Source organism: Citrobacter sp. Cf072 (genome assembly GCF_030334485.1).
GTDB classification, from domain to species: domain Bacteria; phylum Pseudomonadota; class Gammaproteobacteria; order Enterobacterales; family Enterobacteriaceae; genus Citrobacter; species Citrobacter freundii.
On the sequence record NZ_JAOWDX010000036.1, the window covers coordinates 22,091 to 42,382 of the forward strand.

A 20,292-nucleotide genomic window follows, 5' to 3' on the forward strand; every position below is an offset into this window, starting at 1 on the left:
TGATATAAAATATATTTCAATACACGTTTTGGATCTCATTTATGCCTATATACAAAGTCAGTTCAAAAATTAATTCCAATGTCCCTCCTGATTATATCCTTTATGACTTATTAATTTACCGAATGGATGGAAACCATAACAAGACCATATTGCTCGATGTAAAAAGACAAAAATTAAAGAGCAACTATGAAACACAAAAACATGATACTGAAGACACAAACGATCCAGTTTCAACCATATATATTATAGAGATAACGTTATATCGGACCAACATGCTACAAACAACATGTGTTTCTGTCACACCATTCAGGAAAATGTACACGTTAGAAGAGCTAAGTACCGGCAGAGCTTTTTCACAGGTGAAAAGAGAAAATCCTTGTTATTATGTTTCGAATGGTAGGACTCAACTGGAAAGTGAAGGGAAAAATATAAAAACGATAACTATATCGAATCATGGAAGAGCATTTATTGCAAATGAATATCCAGAAGATAGCGCTAATGACCCTTTTTCAAAAAAGAAGCTTGAGGAGGACGCCTTCCTTCGGTTTCATCATATGAATTTCCCCAACCAAAGCAGGAGTAGTTTATGCGGTCCTGCAGTTTTTTTTACTGCCTGCAAATAGATAGGCCAGATATTTATATACAGGCAGCAAACGACTTATGGCTCTATGGTCGAACAAAAATTGGCTCCCTGCAAATTACACCCAGTGAGAACTGCCGTAATCCCTCAGGAAAATTTTACGATGAATCATCTCAACCAGCCGTCCCTCTTATTTCTGGACTCGACTGGTTAACCCTCGCAAGTCTTAGAGACTCTGAAAATACAGTGCTCAGTTATGATAGTATAAATTACGAAATATCAGGTATTTCGATGTGGGATACCGTAGCCGGATGGTTTGAAAAGGCGGGCTATGTGAAAATATTTGATAACGTTGGGATTACCAGAGGGAATATCCAAGATATAAGAAAGCTAAACGCCTACTTCAAACAAGGATATAAAGTTATCACGTTAATCGCTGATGGGCTTTTGACATCCAGTGAATCGAGTCTAACTGTTCCATCACACTGGATTGTATGGGATGGAGAGGTAACGGAAGATGCTAACAGGAAAGTAAGTTTGCGCCTATTTTCCTGGGGAGAGGTGGGTGAGCAAATAAAGAGAGAAAAGAACATTAATTTCTTCATCAATAGATTTTTTGGAGGGATGGTTTTCAAACCATTGATTTAACCATGTTGAAAAAGTTAACTTTTATTTTACCTATTTTAGTTTCATCTTGTAGTCAATATGCTGAGTACACCCCCAGCGGAGATACCCTTAAAGATGCGATTACCGGCACACCATATTCAGCAAAAATATATATCTTTGGAGGGAGAGTGATAAAGCCGTCATTCAGTATGCGTCTCTTCCCAGAAAATACTGGACTTTATCTCAAGCCTTGCGATCCTCTTTCCGTTGCGCAGAATAATTGCATACTTGTAGAAGGGATTCCGAAAAAACCGGGTTCTGTCACCATTAAAATCTCAGGGGGCCTGTACGGAAGCATGATTGTAAGCTCAGCCGGATTCCATAAAGAGTACACGATGAATGTTATTAGCCCATAAATAAAAAGCGATCACATTTATGCGATCGCCTTATTTTTTACGCCTGACGCAGATTCTGCGCCGCTTTAACCATGTTTGCCAGCGCGGCGCGGGTTTCCGGCCAACCGCGCGTTTTCAGACCGCAGTCCGGGTTCACCCACAGACGCTCAGCCGGAATACGCTGCTCGGCTTTCTTCAGCAGAGCTTCAATCCACTCCACGCTCGGGACGTTCGGCGAGTGAATGTCGTAGACGCCCGGCCCGATTTCGTTCGGATAGTCGAACTCTTCGAACGACTCCAGCAGCTCCATATCAGAACGTGAAGTCTCAATAGTGATCACGTCTGCGTCCAGCGCCGCAATGGAGTCCATGATGTCGTTGAACTCGCAGTAACACATGTGGGTGTGGATCTGGGTTTCATCCTTCGCCACTGCCGCGTTAATGCGGAAAGCCTCCACGCCCCATTCCAGATACGCCGCCCAGTCGCTGCGACGCAGCGGTAAACCTTCACGCAGTGCCGGCTCATCAATCTGGATAATGCCGATCCCCGCTGCTTCCAGATCCGCAACTTCATCACGCAACGCCAGCGCAATCTGCTTCGCGATGGTTTCACGCGTCACGTCTTCACGCGGGAATGACCAGCAAAGAATGGTCACCGGACCGGTCAGCATACCTTTTACCGGTTTGTCGGTCAGTGACTGGGCATACTTCGCCCACTCCACGGTGATCGCTTCCGGGCGGCTGACGTCGCCAATGACTACCGGTGGCTTCACGCAACGGGAGCCATAGCTCTGCACCCAACCGTTCTGGGTAAAGACGAACCCGTCCAGATGCTCACCAAAGTATTCCACCATGTCGTTACGTTCGGCTTCACCGTGTACCAGCACGTCGAGCCCCAGACGCTCCTGTTCAGCGATCGCCTGTTTGATATGTTCCGCAATACCGGTGCGGTAGTTACCGGCATCCAGGTTGCCCTTTTTGAAGTCCAGACGCAGACCGCGAATTTCGGTGGTTTGCGGGAATGAGCCGATAGTCGTGGTCGGCCATGCCGGCAGATTAAAGCGGGCACGTTGCGCCTCGGCGCGAACCGGGTAAGCGTTGGCGCGCTGGCTGTCCTGGGCGGTGATTGCCGCCAGACGCTTTTCCACTGCGGCGTTGTGGACACGAGTAGAGTGACGACGAGCCTGAATCGGTGCGCTCCATTCGACAATTGCCGCCGTATCACCGCTGTTCAACGCATCACGCAGCAGCGCCAGCTCGCCGCATTTTTGCAGGGCGAAAGAAAACCAGCTCTTCACCTCTGCATCAAGGCGGGTTTCCACGCTGAGATCAATGGGGCTGTGCAGCAGGGAGCAGGAAGAAGCCACCCACAGGTCACGTTTCCCGACGATATCTTTAATTTGCGCATATTTTTCGCTGAGATCGGCGCGCCAGACGTTGCGCCCGTTCACCAGGCCCGCTGACAGCAGCCAGTCGGCAGGCAGACGTTTGTGCAGCTCGGCGACATCATCTTTACCGTGCACGAAGTCGACGTGCAGTCCCTGCACCGGCAGCGCGGTAATGGTATCCAGGTTTGGCGTTACGCCTTCGAAGTAGGTGGTCAGTAACAGCTTCACCTGGCCCTGCAGGGCATCATAAGCTGGTTTGAAGGCGTCCAGCCACGCTTGCGGCAATTCCAGCACCAGAGCAGGTTCGTCAATCTGCACCCACTCAATACCCCGTTTTGCCAGCTCCGCCAGCACCTGCTGGTAAACCGGCAGAATGTCGTTCAACAGACTCAGGCGGTCAAACTGTTCGCCCTTCACTTTCCCCAGCCACAGGTAAGTTACCGGCCCCAGCAGCACAGGTTTCACCTTGTGCCCAAGCGCCAGCGCTTCGTCTACTTCATCCAGCAGTTGCGTCCAGGTCAGTTTGAACTGCTGACCTTTGGTGAACTCTGGCACCATGTAGTGATAGTTGGTATTAAACCATTTGGTCATTTCTGCCGCCGCCGCTGGCTCACCGGTCGGTGCGCGGCCACGGCCAATACGGAATAAGGTATCGATATCGACCGAGCCGTCTTTATTCTGATGACGAGCCGGAACGTTGCCGAGCAGCAGGCTGGTAGTCAGCACGTGATCGTACCAGGCAAAATCACCTACCGGCAGCAGGTCAACACCCGCCTGCTTCTGCTGCTCCCAATGGCGGGCACGCAGCTCACGGCCAACGGCCAGCAATTCTTCACGGGAGGAATTTCCCGCCCAGTAGCTTTCTTGCGCTTTCTTCAACTCGCGACGCAGGCCAACGCGAGGGAAACCGAGGGTGTGATTAAGTATTGTCATTATATGCCTCTTATTTAATTTGCAGGTTTTAGCCGTCCAGATGTTTACACCGCTATATTTCGCAAGTACTGTATATTCCTCAAGCGCAATTTGTTCATGCCGAAGTGAAGGACTTTCATGATCGAGATTAAACACCTGAAAACGCTCCAGGCGTTGCGGAATAGCGGTTCGCTGGCAGCCGCCGCGGCGACGTTGCATCAGACCCAATCCGCTCTTTCTCACCAGTTCAGCGATCTGGAGCAGCGCCTTGGCTTTCGACTTTTTATCCGTAAAAGCCAGCCTCTGCGCTTTACGCCGCAGGGAGAAATCCTGCTGCAGTTAGCTAATCAGGTGTTGCCGCAAATTGGTCGTGCGCTGCAGGCTTGCAACGAACCGCAGCAAACCCGGCTGCGAATCGCAATTGAATGTCACAGTTGTATTCAATGGCTGACGCCCGCGCTGGAGAATTTTCGTGCCAACTGGCCGCAGGTGGAGATGGACTTTAAATCCGGCGTGACGTTCGATCCACAACCAGCGCTACAGCAGGATGAGCTGGATCTGGTGTTAACCTCCGACATTCTGCCGCGCAGCGGATTGCACTACTCACCGATGTTTGATTTTGAAGTCCGCCTGGTACTGGCGCCGGACCATCCGTTGGCCAGCAAAACGCAAATCACGCCGGAAGATTTGGCCAGCGAGACGCTGCTCATTTACCCAGTGCAACGGAGTCGACTGGATGTATGGCGGCATTTCCTGCAGCCTGCGGGCGTGAGTCCGTCGCTGAAGAGCGTGGATAACACCCTGCTGCTGATTCAGATGGTTGCAGCCAGAATGGGTATCGCGGCGTTACCGCACTGGGTGGTGGAGAGTTTTGAACGCCAGGGTTTAGTAGTGACTAAAACCCTGGGTGATGGATTGTGGAGCCGACTGTACGCCGCCGTGCGTGATGGCGAGCAGCGACAGCCGGTCACTGAAGCGTTTATTCGCTCAGCGCGGAATCACGCCTGCGATCATCTGCCGTTTGTGCGGAGTGCGGAACGACCCACTTTCGATGTACCCACAGTGAGGCCACTATCACAGCCGCGCCAATGATGAAGCTTGGCCAGTGAGGCTGTTGATGCCAGATAGCCAGGTTGACCAACAGCCCGGCCGGCACATGCATATTGTTCATGATGCCCAGCGTACCGGCATCCACCTGGGTCGCGCCGTAGTTCCACATAAAGTAACCAATGCCGGACGCTGCCACGCCAAGAAAGACCAGGATACCCCACTGTAGCGTAGTGGTAGGCATTTTCTGCGCATTGCCCAGCATGAACCAGGCCACGACAGCCACCATAAAGGCCCCCATATAAAACCAGGCAAAAGCGTTATGCTGTGGCATTGGGCGGGTTTCCATCAGACGCTTGTAGCCCACCATACCGATGGCAAAACTAATGTTGGAAAGCTGCACCAGCAGCAGGCCAGTCCAGAAGTGGCTGGTTACCTGATCGTAACGAATAATCCCCGCGCCAATCACCGCCAGTAACGCACTGAAAGCGTAGCTCCAACGCAAACGGCGCCCGCTCATCAGGTCATAAATCAGCGTGATGTAGAGCGGCGTCAGCACGGTGAAAAGCAACAGCTCTGAAACCGTCAGGTACAGGTAGGCGTGAAAACTCAGCATATACATAATGCCAAGCTGCATGGCCCCCACCAGCATATATAGCGCGATCGTTTTTACGCTGTGCCCGCGGGTACGTAAGAACGGCAGGAACACCAGCGCCGCGAGTCCAACGCGCACCAGCACCGCAAAATAGCTATCGACATGACCGGCAAGGTACTCGCCAAACAGGCTGAAGGAAAAGGCCCACAAAATAGTGGTAATGATGAGTAGCGCCACAATGGATGTCTCTTAGAACAGGGAACATCCATTGTAGCGGAGAGTTTAGTTGACAACTGGTCAACTAAAGAACAATTACTTTAAAAAGAGATCGCGCAGGTAGTGCGGCACGGCATCGTCGGCGTTGAGTCCGATGACTTCCAGCTCCGGATGCAGATCCTTCAGGCGCTGGTGGGCATTGCCCATGATGCAGCCTTTGCCCGCCATGGAGAGCATTTCCGCGTCGTTCATCCCGTCGCCAAAAGCGATACAGTCTTTCAGGCTGTAGCCCATCGCTTTCGCTACCGCTTCCAGCGCATGACCTTTCGACACGCCGCCCGCCATGACTTCCAGACAGGTAAGCGTAGAGAAGCTGACGTTGACGCGATCGCCCCAGCGGGCGTTAATCGCCTGCTCCAGCGGTAGCAGTCTTTCGTGAGAGTCGGTGGTGAAGAACACTTTGCTGACACCTTCAGGCTCCAGTAATGCAGGTTCAAACAGGGAATAGTTAAACACTGCTTCTTTGAAGAATCGCATTTCGTCCGGACGATGGCGATTCATAAACCATTCATCATCGCGATAAACGTTGGTCACGATGTCCGGATTTGCATTCACTACGCCAAACAGGTCGCTGGCAATGTCGCGATCCAGGTTATGGGAAAAAACCAGATTCCCGTCAGAATCATGCACCCGCGCGCCGTTGGACGTGATCATGTAGGTTTTAATGCCGAGGTTATCGCGAATTTGCCCCACATCAACATGATGACGGCCAGTCGCAAACACGAAGTTAACGCCGCGAGCGGTCAATAACTTCAGCGTCTCTTTGGCATAGGGGGACAGAGTATGGTCGGGGGAAAGCAGCGTACCGTCTAAATCAGACGCAACAACCTGATACATAAGAAAATTAAACCTCTAGGCAAAGCGGGTTCCGCTGGATGAGTTATGTTTGTCGAAAAATTCGACAATAGCGTTAAGCGCGACTGAGCGCATGGCGTCCTTTTCAAAAAGGATCTCATGGTACGCGCCTTTTATGACAAGCGGCTGACCTCCTTCTACAGGATGGCCCGCTGCGGCGCGGAGTTCACAAAAACGATCGTGCATGCGGTTATCCACTACACGTTCTTCTTCAGCCTGAATCAGCAGCGTCGGCGTCGCATCATCCCCAGCGCCAGCCAAAACCTGTTCACCAGCCAGAATCCCTTCGCGTACCCAGTGATAGGTGGGACCACCAACGCGCAACCGCGGCTCATCAGCATAGAAGCGTAGATTGCGCCGATAGCGCTGTCGACTATGGGTTAACGCATTCATACCGAACGGCAGCGCCCGCCAGCGCCCGGTTCCCATCGCATAGCCTTCGCGGATCCGCGGATGCCCTTCAGCCCAGTCCAGAATGTGGCGCACCATCCAGTCGGGAAAGCGCATCACAATACCAAACATCGGTGCACAAAGCGCGATGGCATCACACTGATTCGGGTGGCGCTGCAGGAATAACGTGGCAATCGCCCCGCCCATTGAATGCGCCAGGATATAGCGTTTTCTCCACGGGCCGGGTAGCACCTCCTGCTGCCAGAAGGCGGTTAGATCGTCGACATAGTCATTAAAGTTATCGACATGACCGCGATGTGGATCCGAAAGCATTCGCCCGGAACGCCCCTGACCACGGTGATCGATAATGAGCACGTCAAAACCAGAATGAAACAGGTCATACGCCAGTTCAGCGTATTTCACATAGCTTTCAATGCGTCCAGGACAGACGACGATGACGCGATCGTTTTTTTCTGCATGAAAACGCACAAAATGTACGGGGATATCATCCACGCCCGTAAATTCCGCTTCTTCCCGCTGACGCCAGAAATCTGTCAGTGGCCCCATGGAAAAAGCAGCAAACGCGTTTTCTCTTGTTTCCCAGTCTTTTTGCTGCTGAAACATCGGGTATCCAGCCTCGCTGACCAAGTAAAATCGTTTTTTTCGCCGTCGTTGATACAACCTAACGGCAGTAGCGTATTGTGGCATAAAAATAGACAATCCGGGAGTTTCTCATGACCTTTGAATGGTGGTTCGCCTACCTGCTGACCTCTATTATTTTGAGCTTGTCTCCAGGCTCTGGCGCAATCAACACTATGACCACCGCCATCAGCCATGGTTATCGCGGTGCCAGCGCGTCGATTGCGGGTTTACAGACCGGGCTGGGCATTCATATCGTTTTGGTAGGCGTGGGGCTGGGAACACTATTTTCACGTTCGGTGATCGCATTTGAGGTGCTGAAGTGGGCGGGAGCGGCCTATCTGATTTGGCTGGGTATTCAACAATGGCGGGCTGCGGGCGCTATCGATCTGAACACCATGGCGAATACACAATCACGCAGCCGCCTGTTCAAACGCGCGGTCTTTGTGAATCTGACCAACCCCAAAAGCATTGTTTTTCTTGCCGCCCTGTTCCCGCAGTTTATCCTGCCGCAGGAACCGCAACTGATGCAGTACGTGGTGCTTGGCGTTACGACCATCGTGGTCGATATCATTGTGATGATCGGTTACGCGACGCTGGCCACGCGCATTGCTGGCTGGATTAAAGGGCCAAAGCAAATGAAGGCGCTGAACAAAGTGTTCGGCTCGCTGTTTATGCTGATAGGCGCCCTGCTGGCATCGGCAAGGCATGCCTGATAACAGGGCCGGACGCGCTAACGCTTATCCGGTCTGGAACAAACTTAGCGCGAAATAATCAGGTGGATGCCGAAACCCGCGAACAGCGCGCCAGCAAAACCATCAATCCACTTCGCCAGGCGCTGATAGCCACGACGCATTTTCGGCAGCGCAAACAGGCTGGCGACCACGGTAAACCACGCCAGCGTTTCCACAATAATCAGGGCAAAAATCCCCCAACGCGCGCCCGTTCCGACGTTGTCGCCAACAAATAACGAGAAGACGGAGCCAAAATAGATAATGGCTTTAGGGTTCGCCAGATTGGTCAGCAGACCTTTCAAGAAGCTGCGTCCGCTCTGCGCCAGCTCCACCTGCGGAGTGGGAGCTGCAACATCCTGTTTTTTAAACGCGCCGCGCAGCATCTGGTAGCCCATCCAGCACAGATACAGACCCCCACCGACCATAATAATGGTGTGCAGCCAGGCCATTTTTTCGATAATCAGATGCAGGCCGAGCAGTGCCACGCCAGCCCAGACCATGACGCCGCAGGTAATACCCAGCACGCCCATCATCGCTTCTTTGCGCGAACGGCTAACCGCAGTTTGAGAAACAAAAAAGAAATCGGGACCGGGACTCATCAGCGCAACGATGTGCACCAACGCAACGGTGAAAAATAGCGTTAACATAAAAATGACTCGCGGGGGAATAGTTCAGTGAGTCACCATCCTGGCACTTTTTTGCCCGGCTGACTACTCTTCGTCGTCACCATCAACATGTGCGCGAATAAGCGCCATAAACTCTTTACCGAAACGCTCAAGTTTACGCATTCCCACGCCGTTGACGCTCAGCATTTCACTCGGTGAAACCGGCATTTGTTCGGCCATTTCAATCAACGTAGCATCGTTGAACACCACGTACGGCGGGATGTTCTCTTCATCAGCAATGGCTTTACGCAGCTTACGCAATTTGGCGAACAGTTTGCGGTCATAGTTGCCGCCGAAGGATTTCTGCATCGCGCGCGGTTTCAGCGCCACAATACGCGGTACCGCAAGCTGTAGTGGAACTTCACCGCGCAGCACCGGACGCGCGGCTTCGGTTAACTGTAACGCGGAGTGATGAGCAATATTCTGCGTCACCAGGCCCAGGTGAATAAGCTGGCGAATAACGCTCACCCAGTGTTCGTGGCTTTGCTCACGTCCAATGCCATAGACCGGCAGTTTGTCATGGGCCAGCTCGCGAATACGCTGGTTATTCGCTCCGCGCAGCACTTCCACGACGTACCCCATGCCGAAGCGTTGGTTAACACGGTAAATCGTCGACAGCGCTTTACGCGCATCCATGAGTCCGTCGTACTGCTTTGGTGGATCGAGGCAGATGTCGCAGTTACCACACGGCTCCTGACGCCCTTCGCCAAAATAATTCAGCAGCACCAGGCGACGACAGGTTTGTGCCTCGGCAAACGCCCCCATCGCATTGAGTTTATGCCGTTCGATATCCAGCAGTTGCCCAGCGGGTTTCTCTTCGAGGCAACGGCGTAGCCATGCCATATCAGCCGGATCGTAAAACAGCATCGCTTCCGCCGGTAGACCATCACGCCCGGCGCGGCCGGTTTCCTGGTAATAGGATTCGATATTGCGCGGAATGTCGAAATGCACCACGAAGCGTACGTTAGGTTTGTTGATCCCCATACCGAACGCCACGGTCGCCACCACGATTTGCAGGTCGTCGCGCTGGAATTTCTCCTGCACCTCGGCGCGTACGGCATTTTCCAGCCCGGCATGATAAGCCCCGGCGCTGATGCCACGGCTTTGCAGACGCGCGGCGGTGTCCTCGACTTTAGCGCGACTGTTACAGTAGATAATGCCAGACTTACCGCGCTGCTCTTGCACGTAGCGCATCAGCTGATCGAGCGGCTTAAACTTCTCCATCAACATGTAGCGAATGTTCGGGCGGTCAAAGCTGCTGATCTGAATTAACGGGTCGTTGAGTCCCAGCAGACGCACAATATCCAGCCGGGTTGTCTCATCCGCGGTCGCGGTCAGCGCCACAAACGGCAGGGTTGGGAAACGTTGGCGCAACTGTCCCAGCGCCGCGTATTCGGGGCGGAAATCATGCCCCCACTGCGAAATACAGTGCGCTTCATCAACCGCCAGCAGCATCGGATTCCAGTGCGCCAGATGCTCAAGGAAGTTATCCAGCATCAGGCGTTCGGGCGCAATGTACAGTAAGCGAATCTGTCCTGTACGACAGGCTGCCATCACCTCAAGCTGCTGCTCACGACTTTGAGTGGAGTTGAGGCACGCCGCAGCCACGCCGTTGGCCAGCAGTTGATCGACCTGATCCTTCATCAAGGAAATCAGCGGAGAAACAACAACGGTGAGTCCGTTTAGCAATAATGCGGGAATTTGATAGCACAGGGATTTACCGCCGCCGGTCGGCATAACGACCAGGCAGTCGCGACCAGAGAGCACGGTATCAATGATTTCTTCCTGACCAGGGCGAAACTGTTGGTAGCCAAAGGTTTCTTGCAAAACCTGTTTAGCGCCCATTTCCAGATTCAACACTTCCGCCTGCGCCACATTAACCCCATTAGCCTGAAATAAAAACAGGCGCTATTTTCAGCGCCTGAGAGAGAAACTGCAATGATTAAAATACTCTCAATACTTATCAGAAGATATCGTTGAGCATCACGCCCACACCAACACGGGTCTGATTGAAGTTATAGTCAATCAGCGATTCGCCGTAACCGCTGTAAACCTGGGTGTAAAGACGCACATGCTTCGTAATGGGGTAACTGACACCCAACTCAGCGCCGCCGTAACCGGTATTCCAGTTGTACTGACCTTTCGCACTTAAGACGGCGTCACCGAGGTGATAACCCAGTTTGAGCTGATAGTAGCCCATATATTTTGTGATATCCGGGTTATCATCAGTGCTGCCGATGACGTACCACGGCTTAACTTCCACCAGCCAGTTACCGTTTTCAGCCATCAGGCGAGTATAAAGACGGTTCCAGCTACGTGAAGTGGGATCGGAGCGGCCGTTGGAATCATGGTTATAACCCATTTCGACATCACGAAGCGTCCAACCGGCAAAACGGTAGTCGGTGGCGAAACCGAGGAACAATTGCGGTTCGTAGTTGGTTTCGCGAAACGGTGAAGACTCTTCACTGTTAGAAAGCTGCCACCAGGATTTCTGGGTATAGGAGCCGCCGAGTACCGAATTTGGGCCTAATATCCCGCGCCACAGCGGAAACGCCAGGCTTAGCTGAAACTTAACCTCATCTTTGCGCGCATTTTCGGACCAGCTATAGCTGCTGATCGCCTCTTTGTTCATGTCGCTGGTATTGGTGTAGATAAGATAGTTAGTGTCATAAGGATAAAGCGTGAAAGGGTTGTCATGTTCCTGCAGCATGTTGGCGATAATACTGCCACGAACCGCCGGTGCATCATGAATCTCTTTCACTGTCGCTTCCTGCGCATACGCGGTCAACGGCAGCATGACTGCTGGTAGTAACCATCCCAAAATCGCCCGCATCGGTACTGTTCTCCTGAACCAAAATATTGATGAATTGTATAATTATCTGGCAAGTATTCTACATACTTAGCGAGTTCCTCGTTAGTTATCCCGTCCTAAAGTAGAAAACAACAAATAATAAGCATAATATCAACATTTCATTAACTATTAAGATGTAGGGATCATATGTCTGCCGTACTTACTGCTGAGGAAGCGCTGAAGTTAGTGGGTGAAATGTTTGTCTATCATATGCCGTTTAACCGGGCGCTGGGACTGGAGCTTGAACGCTATGAGAAAGAATTTGCTCAATTAGCCTTTAATAATCAACCGATGATGGTCGGCAACTGGGCGCAAAGCATTTTGCATGGCGGCGTGATCGCCTCGGCGCTGGACGTCGCCGCCGGACTGGTGTGCGTTGGCAGTACGCTAACCCGCCATGAGACGATCAGTGAGGACGAACTGCGTCAGCGGATGTCACGCATGGGAACCATCGATTTGCGCGTTGATTACCTGCGTCCAGGGAGAGGGAATCGCTTTACCGCCACCAGCAGCCTGCTGCGGGCGGGTAATAAAGTCGCCGTGGCACGCGTGGAACTGCATAACGAAGAACAGCTTTATATTGCCAGCGCAACCGCCACTTATATGGTGGGGTAAGCAGCCAAAAAAAGGTAAACTGCTGTTACATTTCTGCAATGAGTTTTCCCGATGGATGCTAAACAAACGCGGCAGGGCGTGTTACTCGCTCTTGCTGCTTATTTTATTTGGGGTATCGCACCTGCCTACTTCAAGCTGATTTACTATGTCCCGGCGGATGAGATCTTGACGCACCGTGTCATCTGGTCATTTTTCTTCATGGTGGTGCTGATGAGCATCAGCCGCCAATGGTCGGGTGTCAAAACGCTGCTCCAAACGCCAAAGAAGATCTTCCTGCTGGCGCTCTCGGCGGTGCTCATCGGCGGAAACTGGCTGCTGTTCATTTGGGCGGTCAATAATCACCATATGCTGGAAGCCAGCCTCGGCTATTTTATTAACCCGCTGGTGAATATTGTGCTGGGAATGCTTTTCCTCGGCGAACGCTTTCGTCGCATGCAGTGGCTGGCGGTACTGTTAGCCGCCTGCGGCGTGCTGGTACAGCTGTGGACCTTCGGATCGCTGCCAATCATCGCGCTGGGACTGGCGTTCAGCTTTGCGTTCTATGGCCTGGTGCGCAAGAAGATTGCGGTCGAAGCGCAAACCGGCATGCTGATCGAAACCCTGTGGCTTTTACCCGTTGCAGCCATCTATCTGTTTGGCATTGCCGACAGCCCAACCAGCCATATGGGGCAAAACCCGATGTCGCTCAATCTGCTGCTGATTGCTGCGGGTGTCGTGACCACCATTCCGCTGCTGTGCTTTACCGGCGCGGCAACCCGCCTGCGTCTGTCGACGCTGGGTTTTTTCCAGTACATTGGCCCTACGCTGATGTTCCTGCTGGCGGTAACGTTCTACGGTGAAGTACCGGGTGCGGACAAGATGGTCACTTTCGCGTTTATCTGGGTCGCGCTGGCGATTTTCGTGATGGATGCGATTTATACGCAACGACGGGTTCGTCGGAGCTAGGGGATTGCCGGATGGCGCTTCGCTTATCCGGCCTACAAAAGCACATCACCGTAGGCCGGATAAGTCACCGCCATTACAGCCAGTTCTTGCGCTTAAAGTACAGATACGGCGCCAGACCGGCGAGCATCATAAAGACAATCGCCCCAGGATAACCAAAGCTCCAGTGCAGTTCCGGCATGAACTCAAAGTTCATCCCATAGCTGGACGCCACCAGCGTCGGCGGCAGGAACACCACAGAAACCACCGAGAAGATCTTGATGATGCGGTTCTGCTCGATGTTGATAAAACCCATCGCCGCCTGCATCAGGAAGTTAACCTTCTGGAACAGCGATTCATTGTGCGGCAGCAGAGATTCGATATCGCGCAGGATCTCACGCGCCTGTTCCAGCTGACTGCCCGGCAACCGCGCTTTACGCACCAGGAAGTTCAGTGCACGTTGGGTATCCATCAGACACAAGCGTACCTTCCAGCCGATATCTTCCAGTTCCGCCAGCGTCGACAGCGCTTCGTCATATTCATCGCCCTGGCGCCCTTCCATGATCACACGGCTGAGTTTTTCCAGGTCGCTGTAGATATTTTCGATCTCATCCGCCAGCTGTTCAATTTTGGTTTCGAACAGGTCGAGCAACAGCTCGTAGGCATTGCCATCCACCATAGCCTGGTTACGCGCACGCATGCGGTACAGGCGAAAGGCCGGCAATTCGCGCTCACGCAGGGTAAACAGACGGCCTTCGCGAATAGTAAATGCGACGGTTGAGTTACCCGCGTGATCGTCGGCATCTTCATAAAAGAAGAAGGAGTGAATGTGCAGACCGTCTTCGTCTTCAAAAAAACGCGCGGATGCTTCGATGTCTTCCAGCTCAGGGCGCGTAGCCAGATTCTGGCCCAAGTCCTTTTGCACACGGTTTCGTTCTTCGTCATCCGGCTCGACTAAATCGACCCAAACCGAACTGGCCAGGTGCTCGATCTCGTCTGCCTCAAGGCGAGTTAAACGATTGTTTTCCAGTTGAAATGCGCTCAGCATGACCGGGACTCCCAATGCAAAAAATTATCGGACAGTTCGGAGGGCACACAGAAACAAATTGGGTTTCAGACCATTAAACAGCCTGACTCAGCGCGACGGGAAAAACAGAAGGTCGCTGACAACCGCGAAGGCTATCAGCAAAAAGGGATAGCCTTAGGAGTTGATCCTGGATGACAGGATAATGAGCCAGTATCTACTGGGTGTGTCCAAGGCGAATGTCCTCTTAGCGTAATCGTGCGCGCATGTTACGCCAGCAAAATTTTGACGTCAACACGCAACGAAACGCTAGCCTGGATAAATTACCTGCTCATCAGTAAGGCTAGCAGATCGTTACAAAATAATGATATTTTTCTGAAAGTTATACCGTTTCCAGTCGGGCATAGGCCGCCACCAGCCATTTGATCCCCTGCCCCTGGAACGCGACCTGCAAACGACTGTGCTCGCCGCTGCCTTCCAGATTGACAATGGTGCCCTCGCCAAACTTGGCATGGCGTACGCGCTGGCCAAGCTTATAGCCGGTATCGTTTTCCGCCATTGGCGTGCCCATTCGCTGATGGCTTACCGGGCGGCTGACCGTGGCGCGCAGACGTACCTCTTCAACACACGCTTCCGGCAGTTCACCAATAAAGCGCGACGGGCGATGGTAAACCTCTTTGCCGTACAGACGACGCGTTTCGGCGTAGGTCAGCGTCAGCTTTTGCATCGCGCGGGTCACGCCGACGTAGGCCAGGCGGCGTTCCTCTTCGAGACGTCCGCCTTCGTCCAGCGACATCTGGCTGGGGAACATGCCTTCTTCCATGCCGACGATAAACACCTGCGGGAACTCCAGACCTTTCGCCGAGTGCAGGGTCATCAGCTGAACCGCATCCTGCCAGGTATCCGCCTGCCCTTCGCCCGCCTCCAGCGCGGCGTGAGACAGGAACGCCTGCAACGGCATTAAGTCTTCATCTTCCTCGTTGTAGCTAAACTGGCGCGTTGCCGTCACCAGTTCGTCTAAGTTTTCGATACGCGTCTGGCCCTTCTCGCCTTTTTCCTGCTCGTACATCATGCGCAGGCCGGAGTCTTTAATCACCCGGTCAGTTTGCACGTGCAGCGGCATATCGGCGGTCTCCTGGGCCAGGGCGTCAATCAGCTCCATAAAACGCTGTAAGGCGCTGGCAGCGCGCCCCGCGAGGGCTTTTTCCTGCAACAGCTCACGACAAGCCTGCCACAACGTTAGCTGGCGGTCACGGGAGGTCTGACGCACCACATCTAAAGTACGATCGCCAATCCCGCGGGTCGGTGTATTCACCACGCGCTCAAATGCGGCGTCGTCATTGCGATTAGCGATCAGGCGCAGGTAAGAGAGCGCATCTTTGATTTCCTGGCGTTCGAAGAAGCGCATCCCGCCATAAATCCGATACGGCATGCTGGCCTGTAACAACGCCTCTTCCAGTACGCGCGACTGGGCGTTGCTGCGGTACAGAATAGCGCATTGTTCAAGCGCGCCGCCGTTGTCCTGCCAGGTCTTGATGCGGTTAACCACAAAACGCGCTTCATCAAGTTCGTTGAACGCGCAGTAAAGCGAGATCGGTTCACCGTCGACACCGTCGGTCCACAGCTTTTTACCCAGACGCCCGTTGTTGTTCTCAATCAGGGCGTTCGCCGCGCTGAGGATATTGTTGGTCGAGCGGTAATTCTGCTCCAGACGAATGGTTTCTGCGCCCGGGAAATCGGTGAGGAAGCGCTGGATGTTTTCCACCTGCGCCCCGCGCCAGCCGTAGATCGACTGGTCGTCATCACCCACGATCATCACTTTACCGGTATCGCCCGCCAGCAGGCGGATCCAAGCGTATTGAATGTTGTTGGTATCCTGAAATTCGTCCACCAGGATATTGGTAAAGCGTTCGCGATAGTGCTGCAGGATATGCGGCTTGTTGAGCCACAGTTCATGGGCGCGCAGCAGCAGCTCGGCGAAATCCACCAGCCCGGCGCGGTCACACGCTTCCTGGTAAGCCTGATACACTTTCTGCCAGGTTTGCTCAACCGGGTTGCCATAGCTCTGTAGATGGTGCGGGCGCAGCCCTTCGTCTTTCTGACTATTGATAAACCACATCGCCTGACGCGGCGGCCACTGCTTCTCATCCAGGTTCATCGCCTTGATCAGGCGCTTAAGCAGACGCAATTGGTCTTCGCTGTCGAGGATCTGGAAATCCTGCGGCAGGTTGGCATCCATATGGTGCGCGCGCAGCAGACGGTGCGCCAGACCGTGGAACGTCCCCACCCACATACCACCCTGGCTGGTTCCCATGATCTGACCAATACGGTGGCGCATTTCCGCCGCCGCTTTGTTGGTAAAGGTTACCGCCATAATCGAATACGGCGAGTTGTTCTCTACCGTCAGTAACCAGGCGATACGGTGTACCAGCACGCGCGTTTTACCACTCCCCGCACCTGCCAGAACCAACATGTTGCTGCGTGGCGCGGCCACAGCCTGGCGCTGTTCGTCATTGAGGCTATCGAGCAGGTAAGAAACGTCCATTGGCACCGCCGGAATCAACAGGGCCCAGCCGGACCCCTGGGAATTTATACAGAGTTGTTGGTGATTATATCAGCGAGGTCAGAGATGCCAACTGTGAAATTTCGATATGCGGCAGCAAACGGCTGTCAGCGGTGTGCATCAGGTCGGCATTTTCCGGTTTGATCCAGCAGGCCTGCATACCACAACGGATAGCGCCCGCGACGTCTGTCGTCAGGTCATCACCCACATGCAGGATCTCACCTACAGGCATTTTCAGTTTTTCCGCCGCCAGCGTGTACATGTCGCTGAACGGTTTTGATCGTCCGTCGGGACCGGCGCGCAGCACAAACTCAAAGTAATCACCCAGGCCAAACAGTTCCGGCTGCGCGTTACCGTTGGTGATCGCCACCAGCGGCCATTTGCGAGCCAGCGCTTTCAGCGTGTCATGCGTCGTCTGTGGGACTTCAATGCGGCTACGCCATTTGGCAAAATTCATCATCGCCGCATTCGCCCCCATTCTGGCTTCTGCCGCTGACAAACCCGCCTCCAGCATAGCGCGTTCTACGGCCCGGTGACGCCATTGGGTAACATCGTGATAGATTTCCGGCTCGGCGTCACGAACGGCCTGACGCAAGCGCTGTAGGTCGCTATTTTGCAGCGAATTCAACGCCGGATGGTAATTCTGTACAAACGCGAGCGCTTCCTGCTCGGTGCGTGTGATAACGGGACGGTTATCGTAAAGGGTGTCATCAAGGTCAAAGGTGAGCGCAGAAATGCGCCCCAAAGGCCGGTAAAAACGCATTATTTCCCCCGTTTGGCGCGCGGATGCGCCGCATCGTACACTGAAGCCAGGTGTTGAAAATCAAGATGGGTATAGATTTGAGTTGTGGAGAGATTGGCATGACCCAATAACTCCTGCACTCCGCGCAGATCGCCGCTCGACTCCAGCATATGCGTCGCAAAGGAGTGGCGTAATTTGTGGGGATGTACGTGGCTGTTCAGCCCCTGCTTGATACCCCATTCAGCAAAGCGTTTCTGCACGTTACGCGCCGAGATGCGTTTGCCCAGTTTTGACAGAAATAGCGCATCGTCATCGCAGCCAAAGAGTCCGCGTAGATCCAGCCAGTGCTCAATCCACGCCACCGCATTGCGGCCAATCGGCAGGCGACGCTCTTTACTGCCCTTACCCATCACCCACACTTCGCCGGTGTCGAGATCGAGATGTTTAATATCCAGCCCAACCAGTTCAGATAAACGCAGACCCGCGCCGTACATCACTTCCAGCATCGCTCTATCACGCACGGCAAGGGGGTCGTTGAGATCGATATCCAGCAGACGATTAACGTCGTCGACATCGATATTTTTAGGCAGATGACGCGGTGCTTTCGGCGCGGAAACGCTTTTTGCCGGATTGGCTTTCAGTTCGCCCTGATTAACCAGCCAGTCGAAGAAACTGCGTAACGCGGAGAGACGCAGTGCCAGACTCGCCGGCCCCAGTCCTTTACGACGGCTGCGAACAGCAAAACTGCGGACCATGAGCGCATCACATTGTTGCCAGCTTTGCAGACCGGTCTCTCCGGCTAACGCAATGATGGCATCAAGCTGACGCTGATAATTAAGCAAGGTGATCGGGCTAAGCTGACGCTCAACGCCCAGATAGCGCAAAAAGCGCGCCACATCCTGAGAAAGGGGTGAATCGGTCATACGCGTTCAATCCAGCGCTCCAGCAGCTCCGGCAACATCAGCGAGATTTCCTGCAGCAATTGCGTGCCTTGCCCCTGCTGGTAATGATTAACATCACGACTGCTAAACAGCATCACGCCAAGGGATCCATCCTGCCCGAGCATCGACATCGCGACTGAGCCTATGGCTTTCGCCTCCGGCATCATGACCAGCAATTCAGGACCATTGAGCGGCCCAAGATAGTGCTGCGACTGGCCCAAACGCTGGATACGCAACGGTTCAAAAGCCTGACGGCTTAATGCCAGATGGGTGAATTTTGAGGGCGCGCCTAGTCGCCAGCGATCCGGGAACAGACGAACCGTCGCTCCTGCAAGCCCTAACTCACGCGCCCAGCGATGAAATCGCATCAGCATATCGTCAAGGCTGCTGGCCGCCACCAGACGTCCTTGCAGATTTAACAGACGATAGAACAGGCTTTCATTGGCGTTGGCCTGTTCCATCAACAACGCCATGTTCTCTTCCAGCACGTTAATATGATTACGCGCCCGCGCCATATGCCATTCCACTAAAGAGACCGTGCCCCGCACTGGGTGCGGAACTCGCATCGCTTCAACAGCCTGGGCATTACGGATAAAAAACTCAGGATTACGTTGCAGATAATCGACGACCGCCCGATCGTCGAGCTCCATGAGCGTTTCCTGTAGTTCTTCCCCTGGTTGCTTCATAAGTGAATAAATCCGTCGTAGACATGTGCCGCCGGGCCAGTCATATACAGCGGATGACCCGGACCTTTCCAGGCGATATCAAGTCGACCGCCCGGTAATTCCACCCTCACTTCTTCTGCCAGCAGCCCCTGCTGGATACCGACTGCAACGGCGGCGCATGCACCGCTGCCGCAGGCCTGCGTTTCACCCGCGCCGCGCTCATAGACGCGCAGTCGGATATGCTCGCGTTTTACCACCTGCATAAATCCGATGTTGGCGCGTTCAGGGAAGCGTTCATGGCTTTCCAGAACCGGTCCCAGTGTTTCTACCGTGGCCGTATCAACATCATCAACCTGAATCACGCAGTGCGGGTTCCCCATTGAAACCACGCCGCACAATACTGTCTGTTCGGCCACGCGCATAATATAGGTCTTCTCTGCTTTATTAGCGCGAAAAGGAACCTGCGAGGGTTCAAAATTGGGTTCGCCCATATTCACCCGCACCAGCTCGTCGTCGGTTACGGTTAATACCATACGACCATTCGCGGTACTGACGCGAATATCGCGCTTATTGGTCAGCCCTTTCAGGCGAACAAAACGGGCAAAACAGCGGGCGCCATTGCCGCACTGTGACACTTCACTGCCGTCGGCATTAAAAATACGGTAGTGGAAATCCAGCTCCGGATCATACGGAGGTTCAACCACCAGCAGTTGATCAAATCCAACGCCGAGATGTCTGTCGGCCAGGCGGCGGATCAGCTCTGGTGAGAAAAAGACATTCTGCGTTACCGCGTCGACGACCATAAAATCGTTGCCAAGGCCATGCATTTTAGAGAATTGCATCATTCACTCCGTTCACGCGGGTACAGAAATGTAAAATCTATTCCTGC

21 protein-coding genes are annotated in these 20,292 nt (G+C 53.4%); 7 read left to right on the plus strand and 14 right to left on the minus strand.

What is annotated here, in order from left to right:
* Positions 1 to 41: 41 nt before the first annotated feature.
* From OGX66_RS05055 to OGX66_RS05065, 3 genes are read left to right on the plus strand one after another with little or no spacing between them, the layout of a single operon-like run.
* A complete protein-coding gene (locus OGX66_RS05055) occupies positions 42 to 623 on the plus strand; it encodes a hypothetical protein (RefSeq protein ID WP_223232912.1) in 582 nt (193 codons plus the stop codon).
* Positions 587 to 1,228, plus strand: coding sequence for a hypothetical protein (locus OGX66_RS05060; protein ID WP_223232911.1), 642 nt, complete (start codon positions 587 to 589; stop codon positions 1,226 to 1,228). Before OGX66_RS05055 ends, OGX66_RS05060 begins: the two co-directional genes overlap by 37 nt.
* Before the next feature lie 2 nt (positions 1,229 to 1,230).
* Complete coding sequence (locus OGX66_RS05065) at positions 1,231 to 1,602, plus strand: hypothetical protein (RefSeq protein WP_088902900.1); 372 nt, start codon at positions 1,231 to 1,233, stop codon at positions 1,600 to 1,602.
* 37 nt (positions 1,603 to 1,639) lie between these two features.
* Here the strand turns inward: OGX66_RS05065 and metE are convergent, their stop codons facing one another.
* Positions 1,640 to 3,901, minus strand: coding sequence for a 5-methyltetrahydropteroyltriglutamate--homocysteine S-methyltransferase (metE, locus tag OGX66_RS05070; protein ID WP_270939452.1), 2,262 nt, complete (start codon positions 3,899 to 3,901; stop codon positions 1,640 to 1,642).
* Positions 3,902 to 4,018: 117 nt separating this feature from the next.
* Here metE and metR point away from each other — a divergent pair, with 117 nt between their 5' ends.
* The gene (gene metR / locus OGX66_RS05075) at positions 4,019 to 4,972 is read left to right on the plus strand and encodes an HTH-type transcriptional regulator MetR (protein ID WP_003841224.1); all 954 of its coding nucleotides are present in this window, start codon (positions 4,019 to 4,021) and stop codon (positions 4,970 to 4,972) included.
* Here the strand turns inward: metR and OGX66_RS05080 are convergent.
* The 3 genes from OGX66_RS05080 to pldB all read right to left on the minus strand — a co-directional run bounded on the left by OGX66_RS05080 (position 4,860) and on the right by pldB (position 7,667).
* Entirely contained in the window at positions 4,860 to 5,759 is a 900-nt protein-coding gene (locus OGX66_RS05080; RefSeq protein WP_003844634.1) for a carboxylate/amino acid/amine transporter, read from the minus strand. The genes metR and OGX66_RS05080 overlap by 113 nt on opposite strands.
* Positions 5,760 to 5,834: 75 nt before the next feature.
* The gene (gene yigL, locus OGX66_RS05085) at positions 5,835 to 6,635 is read right to left on the minus strand and encodes a sugar/pyridoxal phosphate phosphatase YigL (protein WP_003017910.1); all 801 of its coding nucleotides are present in this window, start codon (positions 6,633 to 6,635) and stop codon (positions 5,835 to 5,837) included.
* A 15-nt stretch (positions 6,636 to 6,650) separates the two neighbouring features.
* Positions 6,651 to 7,667 (minus strand): lysophospholipase L2, encoded by a 1,017-nt coding sequence (gene pldB, locus OGX66_RS05090; protein ID WP_003017911.1) that lies wholly within the window; start codon positions 7,665 to 7,667, stop codon positions 6,651 to 6,653.
* Positions 7,668 to 7,777: 110 nt separating this feature from the next.
* Between pldB and rhtB the strand changes: the two genes are divergently transcribed.
* Positions 7,778 to 8,398, plus strand: coding sequence for a homoserine/homoserine lactone efflux protein (gene rhtB / locus OGX66_RS05095; RefSeq protein ID WP_003828938.1), 621 nt, complete (start codon positions 7,778 to 7,780; stop codon positions 8,396 to 8,398).
* Between the two features lie 44 nt (positions 8,399 to 8,442).
* Here rhtB and rhtC read toward each other — a convergent pair whose 3' ends face one another.
* The 3 genes from rhtC to pldA all read right to left on the minus strand — a co-directional run bounded on the left by rhtC (position 8,443) and on the right by pldA (position 11,914).
* A complete protein-coding gene (gene rhtC, locus OGX66_RS05100) occupies positions 8,443 to 9,063 on the minus strand; it encodes a threonine export protein RhtC (RefSeq protein ID WP_003828942.1) in 621 nt (206 codons plus the stop codon).
* Positions 9,064 to 9,126: 63 nt separating this feature from the next.
* Positions 9,127 to 10,956: an ATP-dependent DNA helicase RecQ gene (recQ, locus tag OGX66_RS05105; RefSeq protein WP_061549309.1), complete on the minus strand. Its 1,830-nt coding sequence runs from the start codon at positions 10,954 to 10,956 to the stop codon at positions 9,127 to 9,129.
* An 88-nt stretch (positions 10,957 to 11,044) separates the two neighbouring features.
* Positions 11,045 to 11,914 carry a phospholipase A gene (gene pldA / locus OGX66_RS05110; RefSeq protein ID WP_003017916.1) on the minus strand — a complete coding sequence of 290 codons (870 nt, stop codon included), beginning with the start codon at positions 11,912 to 11,914 and terminating at the stop codon, positions 11,045 to 11,047.
* A gap of 165 nt (positions 11,915 to 12,079) precedes the next feature.
* Between pldA and yigI the strand changes: the two genes are divergently transcribed.
* Positions 12,080 to 12,547: an acyl-CoA thioesterase YigI gene (yigI, locus tag OGX66_RS05115; RefSeq protein WP_003017917.1), complete on the plus strand. Its 468-nt coding sequence runs from the start codon at positions 12,080 to 12,082 to the stop codon at positions 12,545 to 12,547.
* Between the two features lie 51 nt (positions 12,548 to 12,598).
* Positions 12,599 to 13,492 (plus strand): EamA family transporter RarD, encoded by an 894-nt coding sequence (gene rarD, locus OGX66_RS05120; protein ID WP_003841213.1) that lies wholly within the window; start codon positions 12,599 to 12,601, stop codon positions 13,490 to 13,492.
* Between the two features lie 73 nt (positions 13,493 to 13,565).
* On the opposite strand, the gene corA is transcribed toward rarD, so the two are convergent.
* The 7 genes from corA to dapF form a co-directional block, all read right to left on the minus strand.
* Entirely contained in the window at positions 13,566 to 14,516 is a 951-nt protein-coding gene (corA, locus tag OGX66_RS05125; protein ID WP_003017920.1) for a magnesium/cobalt transporter CorA, read from the minus strand.
* 153 nt (positions 14,517 to 14,669) lie between these two features.
* Positions 14,670 to 14,726 (minus strand): YsgD/CorL family protein, encoded by a 57-nt coding sequence (gene ysgD, locus OGX66_RS05130; RefSeq protein WP_212723238.1) that lies wholly within the window; start codon positions 14,724 to 14,726, stop codon positions 14,670 to 14,672.
* A 148-nt stretch (positions 14,727 to 14,874) separates the two neighbouring features.
* Positions 14,875 to 17,037 (minus strand): DNA helicase II, encoded by a 2,163-nt coding sequence (gene uvrD / locus OGX66_RS05135; protein WP_003017922.1) that lies wholly within the window; start codon positions 17,035 to 17,037, stop codon positions 14,875 to 14,877.
* Between the two features lie 64 nt (positions 17,038 to 17,101).
* Positions 17,102 to 17,818: a 5-amino-6-(5-phospho-D-ribitylamino)uracil phosphatase YigB gene (gene yigB / locus OGX66_RS05140; RefSeq protein WP_003017925.1), complete on the minus strand. Its 717-nt coding sequence runs from the start codon at positions 17,816 to 17,818 to the stop codon at positions 17,102 to 17,104.
* Complete coding sequence (gene xerC, locus OGX66_RS05145; RefSeq protein ID WP_003841210.1) at positions 17,818 to 18,720, minus strand: tyrosine recombinase XerC; 903 nt, start codon at positions 18,718 to 18,720, stop codon at positions 17,818 to 17,820. Before xerC ends, yigB begins: the two co-directional genes overlap by 1 nt.
* Positions 18,717 to 19,424 carry a DUF484 domain-containing protein gene (locus OGX66_RS05150; protein WP_003841208.1) on the minus strand — a complete coding sequence of 236 codons (708 nt, stop codon included), beginning with the start codon at positions 19,422 to 19,424 and terminating at the stop codon, positions 18,717 to 18,719. The genes xerC and OGX66_RS05150 overlap by 4 nt, the downstream gene beginning before the upstream one ends.
* Positions 19,421 to 20,245, minus strand: coding sequence for a diaminopimelate epimerase (gene dapF, locus OGX66_RS05155; RefSeq protein ID WP_003841207.1), 825 nt, complete (start codon positions 20,243 to 20,245; stop codon positions 19,421 to 19,423). Before dapF ends, OGX66_RS05150 begins: the two co-directional genes overlap by 4 nt.
* Between the last annotated feature and the right edge of the window lie 47 nt (positions 20,246 to 20,292).

Coding starts and splice junctions, on each gene's coding strand:
- yigL (WP_003017910.1), bottom strand. CDS start 6,635: ATGTATCAGGTTGTTGCGTCTGATTTAGACGGTACGCTGCTTTCCCCC.
- OGX66_RS05055 (WP_223232912.1), top strand. CDS start 42: ATGCCTATATACAAAGTCAGTTCAAAAATTAATTCCAATGTCCCTCCT.
- rhtB (WP_003828938.1), top strand. CDS start 7,778: ATGACCTTTGAATGGTGGTTCGCCTACCTGCTGACCTCTATTATTTTG.
- metR (WP_003841224.1), top strand. CDS start 4,019: ATGATCGAGATTAAACACCTGAAAACGCTCCAGGCGTTGCGGAATAGC.
- pldA (WP_003017916.1), bottom strand. CDS start 11,914: ATGCGGGCGATTTTGGGATGGTTACTACCAGCAGTCATGCTGCCGTTG.
- corA (WP_003017920.1), bottom strand. CDS start 14,516: ATGCTGAGCGCATTTCAACTGGAAAACAATCGTTTAACTCGCCTTGAG.
- uvrD (WP_003017922.1), bottom strand. CDS start 17,037: ATGGACGTTTCTTACCTGCTCGATAGCCTCAATGACGAACAGCGCCAG.
- yigB (WP_003017925.1), bottom strand. CDS start 17,818: ATGCGTTTTTACCGGCCTTTGGGGCGCATTTCTGCGCTCACCTTTGAC.
- xerC (WP_003841210.1), bottom strand. CDS start 18,720: ATGACCGATTCACCCCTTTCTCAGGATGTGGCGCGCTTTTTGCGCTAT.
- rarD (WP_003841213.1), top strand. CDS start 12,599: ATGGATGCTAAACAAACGCGGCAGGGCGTGTTACTCGCTCTTGCTGCT.
- OGX66_RS05060 (WP_223232911.1), top strand. CDS start 587: ATGCGGTCCTGCAGTTTTTTTTACTGCCTGCAAATAGATAGGCCAGAT.
- rhtC (WP_003828942.1), bottom strand. CDS start 9,063: ATGTTAACGCTATTTTTCACCGTTGCGTTGGTGCACATCGTTGCGCTG.
- yigI (WP_003017917.1), top strand. CDS start 12,080: ATGTCTGCCGTACTTACTGCTGAGGAAGCGCTGAAGTTAGTGGGTGAA.
- dapF (WP_003841207.1), bottom strand. CDS start 20,245: ATGCAATTCTCTAAAATGCATGGCCTTGGCAACGATTTTATGGTCGTC.
- pldB (WP_003017911.1), bottom strand. CDS start 7,667: ATGTTTCAGCAGCAAAAAGACTGGGAAACAAGAGAAAACGCGTTTGCT.
- metE (WP_270939452.1), bottom strand. CDS start 3,901: ATGACAATACTTAATCACACCCTCGGTTTCCCTCGCGTTGGCCTGCGT.
- OGX66_RS05065 (WP_088902900.1), top strand. CDS start 1,231: ATGTTGAAAAAGTTAACTTTTATTTTACCTATTTTAGTTTCATCTTGT.
- OGX66_RS05150 (WP_003841208.1), bottom strand. CDS start 19,424: ATGAAGCAACCAGGGGAAGAACTACAGGAAACGCTCATGGAGCTCGAC.